This is a genomic window from Bradyrhizobium sp. AZCC 2176 (assembly GCF_036924645.1).
Classification (GTDB): domain Bacteria; phylum Pseudomonadota; class Alphaproteobacteria; order Rhizobiales; family Xanthobacteraceae; genus Bradyrhizobium.
The window spans coordinates 293,814-311,199 of record NZ_JAZHRX010000001.1 but is presented as its reverse complement, the minus strand read 5'-3'; the positions used below and the strand labels follow the sequence as shown (position 1 = coordinate 311,199).

General features: G+C 63.0%; 18 protein-coding genes. 12 read left to right on the top strand and 6 right to left on the bottom strand.

Annotated features, from left to right (window positions below):
- Positions 1-106 precede the first annotated feature (106 nt).
- From V1288_RS01360 to V1288_RS01350, 3 genes are all read right to left on the bottom strand, one after another.
- Complete coding sequence (locus V1288_RS01360) at positions 107-598, bottom strand: cupin domain-containing protein (protein ID WP_334355367.1); 492 nt, start codon at positions 596-598, stop codon at positions 107-109.
- A 98-nt stretch (positions 599-696) separates the two neighbouring features.
- Complete coding sequence (locus V1288_RS01355) at positions 697-2,058, bottom strand: dihydrolipoyl dehydrogenase family protein (protein WP_334355366.1); 1,362 nt, start codon at positions 2,056-2,058, stop codon at positions 697-699.
- 91 nt (positions 2,059-2,149) lie between these two features.
- Positions 2,150-2,641: a DUF302 domain-containing protein gene (locus V1288_RS01350; RefSeq protein ID WP_334355365.1), complete on the bottom strand. Its 492-nt coding sequence runs from the start codon at positions 2,639-2,641 to the stop codon at positions 2,150-2,152.
- 235 nt (positions 2,642-2,876) lie between these two features.
- Here V1288_RS01350 and V1288_RS01345 point away from each other — a divergent pair, with 235 nt between their 5' ends.
- The 3 genes from V1288_RS01345 to V1288_RS01335 all read left to right on the top strand — a co-directional run bounded on the left by V1288_RS01345 (position 2,877) and on the right by V1288_RS01335 (position 4,269).
- Positions 2,877-3,161, top strand: coding sequence for a hypothetical protein (locus tag V1288_RS01345; protein ID WP_334355364.1), 285 nt, complete (start codon positions 2,877-2,879; stop codon positions 3,159-3,161).
- Between the two features lie 81 nt (positions 3,162-3,242).
- On the top strand, positions 3,243-3,962 hold the full coding sequence (locus V1288_RS01340) for a peroxiredoxin-like family protein (RefSeq protein WP_334355363.1): 720 nt from the start codon (positions 3,243-3,245) through the stop codon (positions 3,960-3,962).
- 40 nt (positions 3,963-4,002) lie between these two features.
- Positions 4,003-4,269 (top strand): hypothetical protein, encoded by a 267-nt coding sequence (locus V1288_RS01335; protein WP_334355362.1) that lies wholly within the window; start codon positions 4,003-4,005, stop codon positions 4,267-4,269.
- On the opposite strand, the gene V1288_RS01330 is transcribed toward V1288_RS01335, so the two are convergent.
- Entirely contained in the window at positions 4,266-4,592 is a 327-nt protein-coding gene (locus V1288_RS01330) for an antibiotic biosynthesis monooxygenase family protein (protein WP_334355361.1), read from the bottom strand. The two genes, V1288_RS01335 and V1288_RS01330, sit on opposite strands and share 4 nt — an antisense overlap.
- Positions 4,593-4,726: 134 nt before the next feature.
- On the bottom strand, positions 4,727-5,629 hold the full coding sequence (locus V1288_RS01325; protein ID WP_334355360.1) for a LysR family transcriptional regulator: 903 nt from the start codon (positions 5,627-5,629) through the stop codon (positions 4,727-4,729).
- A 184-nt stretch (positions 5,630-5,813) separates the two neighbouring features.
- On the opposite strand from V1288_RS01325, the gene V1288_RS01320 reads away from it, so the two are divergent.
- Together V1288_RS01320 and V1288_RS01315 are read left to right on the top strand one after the other, a co-directional pair.
- A complete protein-coding gene (locus V1288_RS01320) occupies positions 5,814-6,638 on the top strand; it encodes a 3-hydroxybutyrate dehydrogenase (RefSeq protein WP_334355359.1) in 825 nt (274 codons plus the stop codon).
- 27 nt (positions 6,639-6,665) lie between these two features.
- Positions 6,666-7,826 carry a patatin-like phospholipase family protein gene (locus V1288_RS01315; RefSeq protein WP_334355358.1) on the top strand — a complete coding sequence of 387 codons (1,161 nt, stop codon included), beginning with the start codon at positions 6,666-6,668 and terminating at the stop codon, positions 7,824-7,826.
- Positions 7,827-7,833: 7 nt separating this feature from the next.
- Here the strand turns inward: V1288_RS01315 and glgA are convergent, their stop codons facing one another.
- On the bottom strand, positions 7,834-9,261 hold the full coding sequence (gene glgA / locus V1288_RS01310; RefSeq protein WP_334355357.1) for a glycogen synthase GlgA: 1,428 nt from the start codon (positions 9,259-9,261) through the stop codon (positions 7,834-7,836).
- Between the two features lie 187 nt (positions 9,262-9,448).
- Between glgA and V1288_RS01305 the strand changes: the two genes are divergently transcribed.
- From V1288_RS01305 to V1288_RS01275, 7 genes are all read left to right on the top strand, one after another.
- On the top strand, positions 9,449-10,654 hold the full coding sequence (locus V1288_RS01305; protein ID WP_334355356.1) for a CaiB/BaiF CoA transferase family protein: 1,206 nt from the start codon (positions 9,449-9,451) through the stop codon (positions 10,652-10,654).
- A gap of 150 nt (positions 10,655-10,804) precedes the next feature.
- Positions 10,805-12,346: an ABC transporter substrate-binding protein gene (locus tag V1288_RS01300; protein ID WP_334355355.1), complete on the top strand. Its 1,542-nt coding sequence runs from the start codon at positions 10,805-10,807 to the stop codon at positions 12,344-12,346.
- Between the two features lie 6 nt (positions 12,347-12,352).
- Positions 12,353-13,303 (top strand): ABC transporter permease, encoded by a 951-nt coding sequence (locus V1288_RS01295; RefSeq protein WP_334355354.1) that lies wholly within the window; start codon positions 12,353-12,355, stop codon positions 13,301-13,303.
- Entirely contained in the window at positions 13,290-14,162 is an 873-nt protein-coding gene (locus V1288_RS01290; RefSeq protein WP_334355353.1) for an ABC transporter permease, read from the top strand. Before V1288_RS01295 ends, V1288_RS01290 begins: the two co-directional genes overlap by 14 nt.
- Entirely contained in the window at positions 14,159-15,154 is a 996-nt protein-coding gene (locus V1288_RS01285) for an ABC transporter ATP-binding protein (protein WP_334355352.1), read from the top strand. The genes V1288_RS01290 and V1288_RS01285 overlap by 4 nt, the downstream gene beginning before the upstream one ends.
- A complete protein-coding gene (locus tag V1288_RS01280) occupies positions 15,151-16,131 on the top strand; it encodes an ABC transporter ATP-binding protein (RefSeq protein ID WP_334355351.1) in 981 nt (326 codons plus the stop codon). The genes V1288_RS01285 and V1288_RS01280 overlap by 4 nt, the downstream gene beginning before the upstream one ends.
- A gap of 118 nt (positions 16,132-16,249) precedes the next feature.
- Positions 16,250-17,320: an alcohol dehydrogenase gene (locus tag V1288_RS01275; RefSeq protein ID WP_334355350.1), complete on the top strand. Its 1,071-nt coding sequence runs from the start codon at positions 16,250-16,252 to the stop codon at positions 17,318-17,320.
- Positions 17,321-17,386 lie beyond the last annotated feature (66 nt).

Genomic DNA, 17,386 nt, shown 5'->3' with positions numbered 1-17,386 from the left:
GTTACGCTTGAAAGAAGGATGTGACGGCCGGGCGTGTGGGGCGACACGCGGGATCCCAGGCCGTCACATCCGGCAACGAACGTCGGATGGCGCTCGTCACCGCTCGTTACATGTTGTGGTCGTGCGGATCCTTGCGGACATCGCCGACATAGAGAATGACGGTTTCCTTGCCGAGGTTCTTCCACCAGTGCGAAGTGCCGGCGACTTCCGGCCTGATCTCGCCTGCCTTGTGCAGGATCGGATCGGCGCAGTTGCTGGCATATTCGACGATCTCGCCCTGTTGGACATAGATCAACGCGGGACGGTCGTCATGGCTGTGCCAGGGCACGATGCCGCCGGGCTCGATCGTTAGCTTGCGGAAGCGCAGCTCGCGATCCCTGATATTGGCCGGCTGTTTCTCGAGGTTGATCGCGCCAAGCGTAACATCGGTAACGCCGACCGGCTTGGTGTCGACCATTGGGCGGACATTTGGCTGCATCTTGCCGGCGGGGCATTCGCCTGCAATGGCAGTCGAGGCGGTCGCAACCGAACCTGCGATCAGTCCGGCGAGTGCGAGGCCTTGCCAGATTGTGCGTGACGCGACGTTGGATGTGGACATGTTGTGCTCCTCTGTTTCTGACGTCACCACCATCAGGTAAATCGCGCACGAGAGGAAATGCCGGTTGGCTTTTGAATCCATAGCGCGGCGCTATGCGGCTAGCCGTGGCCGAGCATGTGCTTGATGTCGGAGGAGAACGTCGGATAGGCGTAGACATTTTCCCGGATCTGGCCGGCCGTGATGCCGAAGCGCATCGCCAGTCCGAAGATGTTCACGAGCTCCTGGCCGGCATGCCCGACGAAATGAGCACCGAGGATGCGGTCGGTCGATTGATCGACGATCACCTTCGACCACGCCACGGTTTCGGCATAGGTTTTGGCGGAGAACCAGTCGAGCATGTCGTTGGTATGAACGTCGATGGAAAAGCCGTTTTGGCTGGCGGCGGCCTCCGTCAGGCCGACCGAGGCGAGCGGCGGCACAGTGTAGACGGATGTCGCCATGCTGGCGTAGTCCGGGGTGTATTTCGGGCCTTCCACGATGTTGCGGCCGACGATATCGCCCTCATAGGTCGCGATCGGCGACAGTTGCGGCGAGGTTGGCACCGCGTCACCGCAGACATAAACGCCGGGATTGGAAATGGAGCGCAGATGGCGGTCGATCGCGACGCGGCCATTGGCGTGCTCGACCTGGCCCGCGGCGAGATCAAGCGTATCGACATTGGCGACGCGGCCCGCGCCGTTGACGACATGGTCGGCCTCGGCCGCGTGCTCAGCGCCGTCATGGCTGAAGACGATCCGCAGGCGGCCGTTTGCCGTTTCGATTCGCTTGACACTGACGGCGGTCCTGACCTGGATGCCGATCCGCTCGCTCTCGGCCTGCAGGCGCGCGACCGCATCGGCGTCCATGGCCGGCAATAGCTGCGGCAATGCTTCGAGTATCGTCACCCTTGAGCCGGCACGCGCATAGACATGGCCGAATTCCAGCGCGATCACGCCGCCGCCGACGAAAATCACCGAAGCGGGTAGTTCCCGTTCGCTCAGCATCTCGTCAGAAGTGATCATCAGTTCGGCTCCAGGAATCGGCAGCGGCCGCGGCTTCGATCCTGTCGCGATCACGATGTGATTCGCCTCAAGCCTGCGGTCTCCGACGCGGATGCTATTCGGACCAGTAAAAGCGGCATGGCCCTTGATGACCTCCACGTTGCGCTTGGCCATCGAGCGGGCGAGGTTGGCCGGGATGTCCTTGATCATGGCCTTCTCGCGGTCGATCAGCGCCGCCCAATCGAGCCTCGGCTTGCCGACGGCGATGTGATGGATGGGGGCGCGTTCGATTTCGTGCAGCGCGTGGCCGGCGGCGACCAGCACCTTCTTCGGCGTGCAGCCACGGTTCGGGCAGGTGCCGCCAAGCAGGTCCGCCTCGATTATCGCGACCGACATCCCGGCGCGCCGGACCGGACCGGTGACACCGATGCCGGCGTTGCCCCCACCCAGAATGACCACGTCGAATTTTTCCGGTACCATCGAATTATCCCCTCAGTTGGCAGCCCTTGATGCGATCAGGCTGCGCCCGGCGGCGCAGCCCGATGACGTTACGGGAAGCAGGCCGGCACCGTTACCTGGTCGTGATGGTCGACGTGATCGAGTCCACCACCTTGGTCGCCATCTCGAACTGCGCTGTGCGATCCCTGATGTTGTGGCGCCTGGCGATCCATCCGAAATCGGTCCACACCGCCCAGACATCGCCATTATCGTCCTGCGTCAGCAGCAGCCGGACCGGCCAGTCGAGTCCGGCATTCGGGTTTGAGGTGATGAATTGCGTCCCGAGCGGCGGATTGCCGAACACCAATAGGGTCGAGGGACGCAGCTTGATGCCGGCTTCGGTCGCGAGCTTCGACTGGTCGATCTCGCTGAAGAACTTGATGCCCTTACTGGCGATGTCAGCCTTGATACGGATGATCGCTTCTGCCATCGGCACCGCACTCTTGACGCGAACGATACCATCGTCGCTGTCAGCGCGTGCAGTGGAGACGACGGAAAGGATCAGCAGGGCCAGCAGTAGCGAGGCACAGAAATTTGCAAGGCGGTTCGTCAATTGAGCTGTCATCGGAAATCTCCTGTCGTTGGGCGCATGCCTTCGAGGACAGGATGAAAGCTCAGCCGGCCAATATGAAATGCGCATTTGCTCTGAAGTCGATAGCGCTGGGCTATTGGCCACCTCTCGATACGTCGCAGCTATCGAACCGATTGTGCAACGGCATTTCTCATTCAGGTCAGGCGGCACTCTGATGGGACAGCGCCCGATTGGCGGGCGTCACCATTCATCCTCCGGAGGAATCCCCATGAAAACCTTTTCCAAGACCCTGATCGCCGCCGCGGCGTTTGCCGCCATTGCCACCACGGCCTTCTCGCAAGTTCCCTGGGAATTCAATCCGGGCATGGCCTATATGTATGCCGGCCCCGGCAAAATGTCGGCGATGGCCATGGCAGCGACGCCGAAGAACCACGATGCGATGATGAAGAACGCCAGGAAGGTGCCGAGCAACACTGTATTCTTCATGGACAAGGGCCAGCTCTATTCGACCTCGGGCATGCTCGACCCGACCGGTAACTTCTATCTGCCCTGAGCCTTTGGGCGCTGAAACGTTTGGGCCGCCCTTGCGGGGCGGCCCGGACCGGAAAATAATGCTGATATGCCGGAGCCCACCATGACGACAACGCTATCGCCCGCGAACGCCGAACGCCTCAAGCTGGCGTTCCTGCAGTGCCGCGACATGGAAGGCACCTTGCGCGAGCAACTCGAGGCCTATGCCGCGGCGGGGCGGGAGATCTTTCCGGCCTATGGCGAGGCGGTCGACCGGCTGGTGGCGCGCGTCAATGAAAATGGCGGCGGCGAAAACGCGCCGCGACCGGGCGAGGTGATGCCGCCGTTCCTGCTGCCGGACGAAACCGGGCGGCTGGTTAGCCTGAAATCACTGACCGAGCGCGGCCCGGTCGCGGTGATGTTTTATCGCGGTCACTGGTGCCCTTATTGCCGGCTGAACGTGCGGGCGGTGATCCAGGCCCAGGACCGGATTAAGGCCTTGGGCGCGCAAACGGTTGCGATCATGCCGGAGACGCAGGCCTATGCCGAGAAGTTCAAATCCGAGGCGGAAGCGCCGTTTCCGGTGCTGACAGACCTCGACAACGGCTACGCGCTGTCGCTCAATCTTGCGATTTGGCTCGGCAGCGAAATCCAGCGGCTCTTGTCATACCAGGATATGGCGAGCTTCCAGGGCAATGACGGCTGGGTGCTGCCGATCCCGGCGACCTTCGTAGTCGGCCGCGACGGATTGGTGAAGGCGCGCTTCGTCGATCCGGATTTTCGCAAGCGTATGGAAATCGACGATCTGATTGCCGCGCTGAAGAGCGCAAGCGACGAGCGGTAACTCCTCGCCAACCTCGCACTGTGCTTAGCGGGAGGCGCGCTTGCGTTTCGCCGTCTGGGCCTTGCGGATGTTGCGTGTCCGTGCCCGCCGCATGGCCGGCGTCGGTTTGGCGGCGCTCGGGCACATTGGGCCGATCCGTTGCCTTGAAGCGGTCACCGGAAAGATGGCGCCGCGGTGTGCCGAGAAGTTTCAGAATCTTTCGGGCCGGACGGCAGCCTTCTCAATGTTCTACATCAATGCCCGCAGCATCTTCGCTCGTTCCTTATTGAGCGAGTCAAAGGGGCATGGATCGAGCTGCGATGCTTAACGTCCGCTGTCCATGATCGCAGAAACCTCGTACAGATGAGGATCGATCTCGCTCGTTATCTCGTCGAAATGACCCCACCGTTTGCGAAATTCCGGCGATTGATGGGCCGATCGCAGCAGATCGCGATTCTGCCATTGCACATAGTTGACGATGCGGCGGCCATCGAGACTGCGATGCAGGCTGATGGAGACGAAACCCGGCTGAGTCGCCATGAAGCGGGCGCGCTCGGTCATGACGGATAATGCCTCGGCCTGCTTCTCGGGCTCTGACTCGATGATCGTGATCTGGGTAACGGGCTGCTTGTCGGTATGGATCTGCGGCATGGCTGATTTCCCTTGTTGGCCGCGGCGGTCTCGCGTCAACTAAGGAAATTCCCGAAATGGGAGACGGTTCCGGAGCATCAGCCGAAGGCTCGATCCGGCCTCGCGCGCAGAGGCCGACGTGCAGGAAATCTTTCTTATGCGATTCCGTCCTTGTGCATAAATTGCTGCCAGTCGGCACCGCGCAGCATGCGCATCACGGCGGACGCCACGGCCGTCCGCTCACGCCCGGCAACGCCATAGAGGTTCACAGTCCGCCGCGCATCCAGCCCCTCGACATTGGCACGCTTCAGCGTCGGCGGGATCGAGGCGGTATCGGGCACTACGGCGACGCCGATATCGGCTTCCAGGAGTTCGATCAAATCGCGTTCACACGCGATTTCATGGCTGCGATCCACGTCGAGCCCGTGCTCGCGCAGCGAAGTGTTCACGCGCGCCGCATGTTCGCAGTAGTTTCGCGACAGCAATTGCTCGGCGCGAAGATCGCCGAAGTCGATTTTCTCGCGGGCCGCCAGCGGATGGTTCTTGTTGACGACAAGCTGGAAGTTTTCCGTGAACAGCGGCCAGGTGTCGAGGCGGTCCCACTCTTCGCTGATTTCGGCGGCAATGCCAAGTTCGGCTTCGCCTTTCTTAAGAAACTCGGCGACCTCGCGGGCGTTGCCGCGCAGAAAGCGGAACTCCAGGCGATTGAACATCCGCTTGATCTGGTCGAGATGCGGAATCAAAAGCGACAGGTCGACGGAATGGGTCAGCGCAATCCGGAGCGCGCCGACTTCGCCGCTTTTGAAGGATGAGGCAAGTTCGCGCGCGCCGGTCGCTGCCTCGTAGCATTGCTTGAGCAGCGGATGCATGCGCTGGCCGAGTTCGGTCAATTGCGCGGCAGGGCGCTCGCGGCGAAACAGATCGCCGCCGAGTTCGGCCTCCAGTTGCTTGATGGCCCGCGTCAGCGACGGTTGCGTGACATTACACTCGTCGGCGGCGCGTGTGAAGTTGAGTACACGCGCGACCGCGAGGAAGTAGCGAACCTGATGCATCTCCATGGTCGTGCCTCGGTCTATGGTGCGGAGAACGTACCCGATCGCGGCGTCCGATGACAACATAACCGCGATAGCGCCGGCGTATGGTTTCGGAAGCCAGACGGCATTTCCTTAATTGAAGGCGGCCGGGCAGGGTGGAGCGGAGATGGTCAGCGTAAGGCGCTGAATCCCACCCGAAAGGACGGCCATGACTATCCAGCTCAAAACGCAAGATGCCGCGGCTCCGCGAGCGCTGGCCGGCAAGGTCTCACTGGTCACGGGTTCGACCAGTGGTATCGGGCTCGGGATTGCCCGCGCGCTGGCGGAAGCAGGCTCCACGGTCGTGCTGAACGGCCTTGGCGCCGCGGCCGAGATCGACAGGACCAAAGACCAGTTGGCCGCCGATTTCGGCGTCGAGGTCAGCTATTCCGCGGCCGACATGACCAGCAGCGATGCGATCGCCGAGATGATCGCGGCGACCGTCGCCAGCCACGGGCGGCTGGATATCCTGGTCAACAATGCCGGCATTCAATACGTCGCGCCGCTCGATAAGTTTCCGGTCGAGAAATGGAATGCGATCCTGGCGATCAACCTGTCGTCGGCGTTTCACACCACGCGGCTGGCGCTGCCGGCGATGCGCCAGAACAAGTTCGGGCGGATCATCAACATCGCTTCCGCCCACGGATTGGTCGGCTCGCCGTTCAAGGCGGCCTATGTCGCGGCCAAGCACGGCATCGTCGGCCTGACCAAGGTGACTGCGCTGGAGACCGCCGAGGACGGCATCACCTGCAATGCGATCTGTCCGGGTTACGTCTATACGCCGCTGGTCGAGGCGCAGATCGACGGCCAGGCCAAGGCGCACGGGATTTCCCGCGAGAAAGTCATTCACGACGTGCTGCTGGCCCAGCAGCCCAACAAGCATTTTGCGAGCGTTGAGGAATTGGGTGCGCTGACGGTTTTTCTCGCCAGCGATGCAGCAGCATCGATCACCGGCACGGCATTGCCGGTCGATGGCGGCTGGACCTCACACTAGGCCACAAAACATCCGAGGGAGCGTGCCATGGAAGATATTCAGAATGTCGGTTCTTCGAACTTGCGATCGCTGGCCAGGTCCGAGCCGGGCCAGGTCGTGCTGGTGCTGCAGGGCGGCGGCGCGCTCGGCTCCTATCAGGCCGGCGTCTACCAGGCGCTGCATGAGGCCGGCATCGAGCCGGACTGGATCATCGGCACCTCGATCGGCGCCATCAACGCCAGCCTGATCGCTGGCAACGCGCCGCAGAACCGGCTGTCGCGCCTGCGCGAATTCTGGAAGAAGATGGAGCAGAATCCGATCTGGAGCTTTCGCGACATCTTTCCGGGCTTCAACGAAAAGCTCTCTTACTGGTCGACGGTGACCAACGGCATTCCCGGCTTCTTCCGGCCCAACCCGCTGGCCCATGCCGGCGACAGCTATCCGCTCGGCGCCGACAATGCCGGCTATTACTCGACCTCGCCGCTGGAGCGGACGCTGACGGAGCTGGTGGATTTCAATCTGGTCAATCAGTGCACGCCACGCCTGACGGTCGGCGCCGCCCACGTCCGCACCAGCCAGATGCGCTATTTCGACAGCCGCGATGGCGAACTTGGCGTCAGGCACATCATGGCGTCGGGCGCGCTGCCGCCGGCCTTCCCGGCGATACGTATCGACGGCGAGCTTTATTGGGATGGCGGTATCTTATCGAACACGCCGACAGAGGCCGTGTTTGACGACAATCCGCGCAAGAACTCGCTGATCTTCGCCGTGCATCTGTGGAATCCGTCGGGCACCGAGCCGACCACGATGGCGGAGGTGCTCAACCGCCACAAGGACGTGCAGTATTCGAGCCGTATCGCCAGCCACATTGCGCGGCAGCAGCAGGCGCATCGGCTGCGCCATGTCATCAACCAGCTCGCGGCGCGCCTGCCGGAATCCGAGCGCAGCAGCGAGGCGGTGAGGGAGCTCACGGGTTACGGCTGCCCGACCCGGATGCATGTCGTGCGGCTGCTCGCCCCGCAGCTCAGCCGCGAGGACCACACCAAGGACATCGATTTCAGTCCGTCCGGAATCACGCAGCGATGGGACGCCGGTTACCGCCACACCAGGTCGGTACTCGAGAAGAAGCCGTGGGTCGGCGAGTTCGATCCGCTCTCCGGCGTCATTCTTCACGAGCAGATGGAAGTCATGCCGGAAGCGGCGGAATAGTCGCGAGTTACGCGATGATGGAAGGCGCGATCGTCTTGCGATACAGCGCGCTGTAGCAGGCGGCCGACAGATCCCAGCTAAACGACCGCGCCATTGCGCTGCGCCGCATCGCGTCGAGGCGGTCCTTGGCGCGGAACGCATCGAATGCGCGCTTGACACCGCCGAGGAAGGATTCCGCGGACGGCTTCGGAAACAGGAATCCGGTTTCGCCGTCCTTGATGGTTTCCGCCAGCCCGCCGGTTTGGTGACCGATCGGCAGCGAACCAAAGCGCTGCGCATACATCTGGCTCAGCCCGCACGGTTCGAACCGCGACGGCATCAGCGTGAAATCGCTGCCGGCAAAAATCCGCCGCGCCTGGGCGTCGTTGAAGCCGATGACGACGCCGATTGCATCCGGCCTGCGGCGGTGCGCGTTGACCAGCGCCTGTTCGATCTGGGCCTCGCCGCTGCCGGTCACCACGATCTGCCCGCCGGCCCCGATGATTTCGTCGGCGGCGGACAGGACGAGGTCGACGCCCTTCTGGTGAACCAGGCGGGCCACAAGGCCGAACAGCGGACCGCGCGACAATGCCAGGCCGAACTGCTTGCGGACGTAATCGGCATTCGCCTGCTTGCCTTCCCAGTCGCCGGGGGCGAAGGTCTGCGCCAGATGCGCGCAGGCGCTGGGATCCCAGCTTTCGTCGATGCCGTTCAAGATGCCGGTCAGTTGCGCCGCGTTCGAGCGGCGCTGCAGCAGGCCTTCGAGCCCGCAGCCGAGTTCGCGCGTCGTGATTTCCTTGGCATAGGTGGCGCTGACGGTGGTCAGATGCGAGGCGTAGACCAGGCCGCCCTTGAGGAACGAGACATGGTCGTAGAACTCGAGCCCGTCGATGTGGAAGGAACTTTCGGGCGCGCCGATCCGGCGCAGCGAGTCCGGCGGGAACAGTCCCTGATAGGCGAGGTTATGGATGGTCAGTATCGAGGGGAGCTTTGAGCCTCTCCATGCCAGATAGGCCGGCGCCAGCGCGGCCTGCCAGTCGTTGGCATGGATCAGGTCCGCTGCCCAATTCTTGTCCAGGGTGCCCGCGGCAAGCTCGGCGGCGGCGGATGCGAAGCGGCCGAACCTGATGTCGTTGTCCGGCCAGTCGCGCCCCGATTCGTCGCCATAGGGATTGCCCGGCCGGTCGTAAAGCTGCGGGCAGAGCAGGACGTAAACCGGCAGGTCATCCTTGGTCGACGCCCGCCCGAGCAAACAGGCCGGCATCTCCGCCAGAGCGGGGCATTCCCCAACGATTTCAATGTGGGTGAACTGTTCGATGATGTCCCGATAACCGGGCAGCATGACCCGGACGTCGCTCCAGCGGCGCAGCGCCCGGGGCAGGGCGGCGGATACGGCGGCGAGACCGCCCACCCGGACGAAGTCATCCATTTCAGTGGTGACGAACAAGACCTTCAAGACAAGCGTCCTCGTACCTGCCGCAATGTCACTTATGCAAGAATGGGTCCAATTTCCTTACCTGTTACAACGCGCGCAGGGGGCGGTCGTTCCTAACCGAACTACTTTCCTGTCGACGCTGCACAATTTAGGGTCACGGCCGCCAACCAAAACGAACGGCCGCAAAAGGCCGAAGGAGCTTCACGCAATGACCATAGCCGGCAATGATCAGAGGAATTTGACAGGCAGCTTCGCAGGCCTGCGGGTCCTCGATTTCTCAACCACGATTGCCGGCCCCCACTGTACACGAATGCTCGCCGATATGGGAGCGGAGGTTATCAAGATCGAGACCGAGGAAGGCGAGACGATGCGGACCCGCCCGCCGCTGCGGAATAATTGCTCAACCGCCTTCGGCCAGCTCAATGTCGGCAAGAACAGCCTGGTTCTGGATTTGAAGTCGCCAAAGGGATTGGAGGCCGTCCGCCGGCTGGTCGCGACCGCGGATGCGCTGGTGGAGAATTTCCGTCCGGGCGTGATGCGGCGACTGAAGCTCGACTACGCCTCGCTGCATGGGCTCAACCCGAAGCTGGTTTATTGCTCGATCTCGGGATACGGCCAGACCGGGCCGTCGGCGGAGCTGCCGGCCTATGCGCCGGTGATTCACGCAGCCTCGGGCTATGAGATGGCGCATCTGGCCTACCAGCCGGGACGAAGCCGGCCGGATTATTGCGGCATCTATCATGCCGACGTGCTCACCGGTGTCTATGCGTTCGGCGCCATTTCGGCGGCGCTGTATCAGCGCGCGGCAACCGGGCAGGGCCAGCATATCGACGTCTCGATGCTCGAATCCATGCTGAGCCTGACGTTGAACGAACTGCAATGGTCGCAATTCGAAGTGAAGCCGACGCAGCGGCCGATGTTCGGCCCGATCGAGACGACGGACGGCTATGTGATGATGGCGATCGCCAGCGAGAAAACTTTTCAGAGCCTGATGCAGGTGATCGGTCACCCCGAGTGGGTGAGCGATCAGCGCTTCGCCAAATATTCCGATCGGCGGGAAAACTGGACGAGCCTGATCGACGGCGTCGAGGCGTGGTCACGCACCGTGACGACCGAGCAGTGCCTCGCGGCTCTCAATGCGCGCGGCGTTCCCTCATCGGCCTATCGCACCGTCGCCGAGGCGCTGCGCGATCCGCAGATTGCCCACCGCGGCGCATTGGCCGAGGTCGAGGACGGTGGCGGCACCTTCAAAGTGCTCAATCTGCCGTTCCGCATGTCGGGCGCCAACGTGTCGGCGGCGCGGCGCATGTCGACGCTCGGCGAGCACACGCGCGCCTACCTGAAGGAGACCGGCCTGTCAGAGGATGAAATCGCAGCCTTTGCCGGCAAGGCGCAGGCGACCGCGCGCGTCTGACAGCACGGTCCGCATAGCGAAACATCAACCTGCGGCGTTTCATCCGCGGCGTGTGAACAGCCTTGCCCGCCACTGCGTTTCCAGACAATCTTGCGGGCAGCCATCGACGATCCGGAATACCGGACGAACGACATATCGGAGGGAACATCCATGAAAGCGGCGATCCGTTCGAGCGCGCTCGCGCGAATATTCCTTGTGGCGGGATTTGGCGTGGCGTTGTCGGCAATGCCCGCCAACGCGCAGAAGCCGGGCGGCAGCATCACGGTCGGCCTCGAATTGGATATTCCCGGTTTCGATCCGCTGAAGGTTGGTGTTTACGATACGGCGGTGGAAACCGCGGCCGCTGCGATCTTCGACACGCTCGTCGCGCTCGACGACAACGGCAAGGCGGTACCGAAGCTGGCGTTGTCCTGGACGCATTCGGACGACTACAAGACCTGGACCTTCAAGTTGCGCCCGGGCGTCAAGTTTCACGACGGCACGCCGTTCAATGCGCAAGCGGTCAAGGAGAACTTTGACCGGCAGAAGGATCCGGCCAACAAATGCCGCTGCGCTTTCTACATCGCCTACGTTAATAACGTGCAGGCGCCTGATGAATTGACGGTGGTCTACAATCTGAATGATCCGCAGGTGAACCAGCCTGCACTGATGACCATTCAGAGTTCAAACAATGTTGTCCACTCGCCGACGGCATGGAAGACCAAGGGCGACGACTACAACCGCAACCCGGTCGGCACCGGTCCCTATATTCTGAAGTCATGGACCGCGGGCGACCGCATGGTGCTGGAAAAGAATCCCGATTACTGGAACAAGGGCCATCCCTATCTCGACCGCATCATTTTGAAACCGCTGCCGGATGCGCAGTCGCGCTTTGCCAGCCTGCAGTCGGGCGAAGCCGATATCGTCTGGGACGACGAATACGACGCCGACAACATCATGAAGGCGCAGAAAGACCCAAAGATGAAGGTGCACACCTACGCTGGCTCCGGCGCGCAGGTTTACGCCTTCAACACCAAGGTCGCACCGTTCGATGATGTCCGCGTGCGCCAGGCGTTGGTGATGGCGCTCGACCGCAAGAAGATGTCGCAGGCGATCACCAATGGCCTCGCGCGCCCCGCGAGCAATCCCTATGGCGACGGTTCCTGGGTCAAGTGCAAGGACGATGGTGCGCTTCCCGAAGACCTCGAGAAGGCAAAGGCGCTGATCAAGGACTATGGCAAGCCGGTCGAGTTCAAGGTGCTGGTCACCGCGACGCCGCGCGGCCGCGCCATCGGTCAGGTGCTGCAGCAGTTCTGGAAACGGGCTGGCGCCAATGCGGAGATCGAGCAGGTCGATCAAGCTACGTTCCCGCCACGCGCCTTCATGCGCCAGTTTCAGGTGATAGGGTGGCGGATCGTCGATCTCGCCGATCCCGATCCGCAGATGTATGCCAATTTCCGTACCGGCAGTCCGGTTGCACTTGCAAACTATTCCAATCCGGAGCTCGACCGGCTACTGGATCATGCACGGGTCACGGCCGATCTGGAGAAGCGGATCGAAGATTATTGCGCGGTCAGCCGCATCGTGAACAAGGAGGCGATCTGGTTCTGGACTTTCCAGAACACCTATTACGCAATTTCCACGTCCAAGCTGAAGGGCCTGCCAAAAATCTATCATGGGGTGATCGACGTATCGGACGCCTGGCTGGAATGACCTTCCATGCTGTTCTTTGTCGCGCGTAGGCTTCTGTACCTGACACCGGTCCTGATCGCCGTATCGCTGTTGACGTTCTTCATCGCGTCGCTGCTGCCGGGCGATCTCGCCTATACGATTCTCGGCGATCAGGCGACGCCCGAAAACGTTGCAGCGCTTCGCAAGGATATGGGGCTCGATCAACCGGTCTGGATCCGTTATTTCGGCTGGCTCGGCAACATCCTGCAGGGTGACTTCGGCCGGTCGTTCCGCACCGGGCAAACGGTGCTGCAGGCGGTGACTGAACGGCTGCCGGTATCGATCGAGCTGATGCTCCTGGCCGAGATCATGGGCCTCGTCATCGGCGTTCCCCTGGCGATCGTGTGCGCGGCCCGCAGCGGCAGCGCCTTCGATCGCTTCATGACCGGCAGCGCGTTTGCCATGCTCTCCGTGCCGGCCTTCCTGTCGGCGATCCTGCTGATCTATTTGTTCGCGGTGGAGCTGCGCTGGCTGCCGGCGACGGGCTACGTTCCGTTTACCGAAGACCCCGTCGCAAATCTGCGCTTCATGGTGCTGCCGTCGCTGACGCTGGCGCTGGCGGAATGGCCGGGCATCATGCGGGTGCTGCGCTCCGACATGATCGCAACGCTGCAGGAAGATTATATTGCGCTGGCGAAAGCCAAGGGATTGAAGGCCTCACGCATCCTGTTCGTACACGCGCTGAAGCCCTCGTCGCTCACGCTGGTCACGGTCACCGGCATCAATATCGGGCGATTGATCGGCGGCACGGTCATCGTGGAGACGATCTTCGCGCTTCCGGGGATCGGCCGGCTCCTGATCGGCGCGATTTATACCCGCGACCTCATCATCCTGCAGGGCGTGGTGCTGCTGGTTGCCGCCGGTTTCGTGATTATGAACTTCATCGTCGATCTTCTCTATGCCGTCCTCGATCCCAGGATCCGTCATGGCCACGCTTGAACTCACGATCGACGAAGGCGTTGCAGCGCAACCGGCAAAGCGCGGCCGCAGGCTGGGGCTGCTGTTCTGGACGGCGATCGGCTGGATGACCTTCATGTTTGCCGTGGCGATCTTTGCCGCCGTGCTGCCGCTGCCGAGCCCGACCGACATGGATATGCTGGAGCGGCGCGCCCCGTTTTCCATGGAGCATTGGCTCGGAACGGATGGCCTTGGGCGCGACGAACTGTCCCGGCTCATCTACGGCGCGCGGATCTCGCTTGTGGTTGGGCTGTGCGCGCCGGTGATCGGGCTCACGATCGGCGGGGCGCTCGGCATGCTCGCCGGCTATTTCCGCGGCCGGTTCGAGTCGACGGTGGTCGGCAGCATGGACGTGCTGCTGGCGTTTCCGCCGCTGATCCTGGCGCTGGCCGTGACCGCCTTTCTTGGCCAGTCGATTCTCAATCTCACTCTCATTCTTGGCTTCCTCGGCGTTCCCGCCTTTATGCGGGTGGCGCGGGCGGCGACGTTGACGCTGGCGCGGCGTGAATTCGTGATCGCGGCACAGGCGCTTGGCGCGACCGATGCGCGCATCCTGCTGCGCGAGTTGCTGCCCAATGTCATGCTGCCGCTCCTGGCCTTCTTCCTGCTCGCCGTTGCGGTCACCATCGTGGTTGAGGGCGCCTTGTCATTCCTCGGCCTTGGCGTGCCGCCGCCAATCTCGAGCTGGGGCAGCATGATCGGGGAGGGGCGTGAGAGCCTCGACGTGGCGCCGAGGCTGGCCTTCCTGCCGGCGATCGCGATGTTCCTGACCGTGCTGTCCTTCAATCTCGTCGGTGACACGCTGCGGGCGCTCACCGATCCACGTCAGGGCGCGCTGTGACCGATAGTACGCTGCTTTCCGTTGAGGACGTTTCTGTCGACCTGCCGACCCCGCGCGGCAATCTGCGCGCGGTAGATCGTGTCGACCTCACCGTCGGCGGCGGCCAGACGCTTGGCATCGTCGGCGAGTCCGGCTGCGGCAAGACCATGCTGTCGCGGGCGATCCTGCAGTTGCTGCCGAAGAAAGCAAAGCTCTCCGGCCGGGTGATGTTCGACGGGCAGGACCTGCTGCAGATCCCGCCGGAGAAATTGCGCAAGCTGCGCGGCCGGTCGCTGGCGGTCGTATTCCAGGACCCGATGACCTCGCTCAACCCGGTGCTCACGATCGGCACCCAGTTGATCGAGACGCTGCAGGAGCATCTCGAACTGGATGTGGCCGCCGCCACCAAACGTAGCATCGAACTGCTCGCAGCCGTCGGCATCCCCGCGCCCGAGCAGCGGCTGGCGCAGTATCCACACCAGCTTTCCGGCGGCATGCGCCAACGCGTTGCGATCGCGATTGCGCTGTCGTGCGAACCAAAGCTCCTGATCGCCGATGAGCCGACCACCGCGCTCGACGTGACGATCCAGGCGCAAATTCTCGACCTCCTGGCGCGCGAGCAGCGCCGCCGCCACATGGCGATGATCCTGATCACCCATGATCTCGGCGTCGTTGCCGGTCGCACCGATGAGGTTGCCGTGATGTATGCCGGCCGCGTGGTCGAGCGCGCCCCGACGCCTGCGTTGTTCAAGAAGATGCGGATGCCCTATACCGAAGCGCTGCTGGCGGCGCTTCCCAAACTGGATGCCGCGCCCCACACGCCGCTTCCGGCGATCTCGGGGCGTCCGCCCGATCCAACCCGGCCGCTGCAGGGCTGCTCGTTCTCGCCGCGCTGCCGCTATGTGGTGGCCCGCTGCCGGACCGAGAAGCCGGCATTGACGGAAGCCGAATCGCGGGAACATCAATACGCCTGCTTCCACCCGATCGAAATCCATGCGGGGGCCAGCGCATGATGCAGCAAGCCGTGTCGGCCGCTTCAGGCGAACCGCTGCTCGCGGTTGACGATCTGGTCGTGGAATATCCCGTCGGCACCAAGGTCGTTCATGCCGTGTCCGGCGTGTCCTTGCAGATCGCCCGCGGCGAAACGCTGGGTCTGGTCGGCGAATCCGGCTGCGGAAAATCGACGTTTGGGCGCGCGGTCTTGCAGTTGCGCCGGCCGACAGCGGGGCGGGTTCTGTTCGACGGTCACGATCTCACGACGATGCAGGGCGACGCCTTGCGGCTGATGCGCCGGCGCGTGCAATTGATCTTTCAAGATCCGATTGCCTCGCTCAATCCGCGCCGCAAGATCGGCGACATCGTCGCCGAGCCGCTGGTGATCGCTGGCGTCAAGGATCCGGAGAAGCGCAGGCAACTCGTCGACGAGGTGTTGAGCGCGGTCGGGCTCGACCCGACCCTGGTGGTGGGGCGGCTGCCGCATGAATTCTCCGGCGGGCAGTGCCAGCGCATCTGCATCGCGCGCGCGCTCATTCTCAATCCGGAGTTCATCGTCTGCGACGAGCCGGTCTCCGCGCTCGACGTTTCCATTCGCGCCCAGATCCTCAACCTGCTGGAAGAGATGAAGGCCCGGTTCGGCTTGACGCTGTTGTTCATCGCACACGATCTCGCGGTGGTGAAAGCCGTCAGCGACCGTGTTGCGGTGATGTATCTCGGCCGGTTGTGCGAAGTCGGCCCTTCCGAGCAGCTCTTCGCGAAGCCGGCGCATCCCTATACCGCGCTGCTGATCGAGGCGATTCCGGTGCCCGATCCGGACGTTCGCCCCACCGAGACCGTGCCGGTGGGCGAGCCGCCATCGCCGATCGCGCCGCCGTCCGGCTGCCGCTTTCGCACCCGCTGTCCCCGTGCGGATCAGCGATGCAGCGACGAAATGCCGGAACTGCGCGCCGTGGCGCCGGGCCAGTTCGCGGCTTGCCATCACCCGCTGATCTGAATACCGGGTGAGCGTCGCCTACATTTGTCTCGATGGGGCGGACGTGGCAATGTCCGCGCAAGAAATACCTGTGCCAAGAGCCTGTATAAGATCAAGAACCATCGACGGGAGAGAAGCGATGAAGAGTTTTCAGGTCGCCGAGTTCAACGCACCTCTGAAAGAGGTGGATCAGGAGACGCCGCAGCCCACAGGCACGCAGGTGCTGATCAAGGTGAAGGCGGCCGGCGTCTGTCACAGCGACCTCCATATCTGGGAAGGCGGCTATGATCTCGGCCACGGCCGCAAGCCGCTGTCGCTGAAGGACCGTGGCGTGTCGCTGCCGCGCACGATGGGGCACGAGACGGTCGGCGAGGTGGTGGCGTTCGGGCCTGAGGTCAGCGCCGCCGACAAGGGCGATCTCAAAGTGGGCGACACGGCGCTGGTCTACCCCTGGCTCGGCTGCGGCAAATGCGCGACGTGTGTCGGCGGCGATGAGAACATGTGCGTCGTCAAGCCGAACTCGCTCGGCGTCTATTGCGACGGCGGCTATGCCGACCACATGACGGTGCCGAATCCGAAGTATCTCCTGAACCTGAAGGGACTCGATCCCGTCACCGCGGCGCCCTATGCCTGCTCCGGCGTCACGACTTATAGCGCATTGAAGAAGGTCGAATTCGCCTTCAGCTCGCCGATCGTCATCTTCGGCGCCGGCGGGCTCGGCCTGATGGCGCTGTCGTTGTTGAAGGCGATGGGCGGCAAGGGCGCCATCGTCGTCGACATCGATGCGCGCAAGCGCGAAGCCGCCGAAGCGGCCGGCGCGCTCGCCACCGTTGACGGCAGGGCGCCGGACGCGCTGGAGCAACTGGCGAAGGCGGCCGGCGGACCCATTCGCGCCGTGATCGATCTCGTCGGCAATGCCCAGACTACGCAACTAGGCTTCGATTGCCTGACCAAGGGCGGCAAGCTTGTCATCGTCGGCCTGTTCGGCGGCGGCGCGCCCTGGGCCTTGCCGCTGATCCCGATCAAGGCGATCACGATCCAGGGCAGCTATGTCGGCAATCTGCGCGAAACCCAGGAGCTGCTCGAACTCGTCCGCAACAAGATGATCGCGCCGATCCCGGTGACGACGATGCCGCTCGCCAAAGCCAATGAAGCGCTCACCGATTTGCAGAAAGGCAAACTGGTCGGCCGCGCGGTGCTGACGCCGTAGAAGCGCGTCGTCTTTCTCCGTCATGGCCGGGCAAAAGCGCGAAGACGCGCTTCGCGCTTTTGCCCG